The sequence below is a fragment of the Streptomyces sp. NPDC017529 genome, assembly GCF_044329785.1.
Taxonomy (GTDB): Bacteria; Actinomycetota; Actinomycetes; order Streptomycetales; family Streptomycetaceae; genus Streptomyces.
Genome location: NZ_JBIRJY010000052.1, coordinates 1 through 1,476, shown reverse-complemented (window position 1 = coordinate 1,476; position 1,476 = coordinate 1). Strand labels below are relative to the sequence as shown.

Annotated in this window: 1 protein-coding gene; it reads left to right on the top strand. The window is 69.3% G+C overall.

Annotation, left to right across the window (positions count from 1 at the left end):
- Positions 1–111: 111 nt before the first annotated feature.
- The coding region (locus ACH4K4_RS38660) for a condensation domain-containing protein (RefSeq protein WP_398175069.1) at positions 112–1,476 on the top strand (1,365 nt) is incomplete at its 3' end.

Sequence of the window (1,476 nt, the reverse complement as noted above, 5' to 3'; positions counted from 1 at the left end):
CGGTTTGTGGCGTGTCCGTTCGGTCGTGGTGAGCGGATGTATCGCACGGGTGATCTGGTGCGGTGGACGGGTGAGGGGGAGTTGGATTATCTGGGTCGTACGGATCACCAGGTGAAGGTGCGGGGTTTCCGCATCGAACTCGGCGAGATCGAAACGGTCCTGGTGACCCACGACTCGGTCGACCGTGCCGCCGTAGTGGTGCGGGAGGACCGGCCCGGGGATCGGAGGATCGTGGCCTACGTCGTGGCCACGGCGGACACGACACCGGACACCGCGGCGCTGCGCCGCCTCGTGGGGGAGACCCTGCCCGAGTACATGGTGCCCACCGCCATCGTCGTACTGGACGCGCTTCCGCTGACCCCGAACGGCAAGCTGGACCGGGCCGCGCTGCCCGCCCCCGGGCACGAGGCGGGCGGGGCCTTCACCCCCGCGCGCAGCCCCCAGGAGGAGATCCTCTGCGGCTTGTTCGCCGATGTGCTCGGTGTGCCGCGGGTGGGCATCGACGACGGCTTCTTCGAGCTGGGTGGGCATTCGTTGCTGGCCACGCGGTTGGTGGGCCGGGTGCGTTCGGTGCTGGGCGTGGAGGTGCCGGTCCGGGCGCTGTTCGAGCATCCGACGGTGGCCGGTCTGTCGGGTGCGTTGGTGGGTGCGGCGCAGGCGCGGCCGGCGGTGACGGCGGTGGAGCCGCGGCCGTCGCGTCTGCCGATGTCGTTCGCGCAGCGCCGGCTGTGGTTCCTCAACCAGCTGGAGGGGCCGGGCTCGACCTACAACATCTCGGTGGCGGTACGCCTGACGGGCGCACTGGACCAGGAGGCCCTGCGCGCGGCGCTCAGTGACGTGGTGACCCGCCACGAGACCCTGCGCACGGTCTTCACCGAAGACGGCGAAGGCACCTACCAGGTGGTGGTCGAGCCGGAGAAGCACATACCGGACCTGGCAGCGGTGGCCACGAGCGAGGCCGAGCTGCCCGCGCGGTTGCGCGAGGCGACCCGTTACGAGTTCGACCTCACGAATGACAACCCGCTGAGAGGCTGGCTCTTCGGCCTCGACGAGCAGGAACACGTTCTCGTACTGGTGCTGCACCACATCGCGGCGGATGGTTGGTCGTTGCCGTTGCTGGCGCGGGATTTGATGGTGGCGTATACGGCGCGCAGTGCCGGGGCGGCCCCTGGGTGGGCGCCGTTGCCGGTGCAGTACGCGGATTACAGCTTGTGGCAGCACCGGGTGCTGGGCTCCGAGGACGATCCGGAGAGTCTGAACGCGCGGCAGTTGGCGTTTTGGAAGTCGGTGTTGGCCGGTCTTCCGGAGGAGCTGCCGTTGCCGGCGGACCGGCCGCGTCCGCAGGTGGCCTCGCATGAGGGCGGGGTGGTTGGTTTCGAGGTCGGTGCGGAGCAGCACGAGCGGTTGTTGGCGTTGGCGCGTGCGCACAACGTGAGTCTGTTCATGGTGTTCCAGGCGGCGTTGGCGACGTTGCTG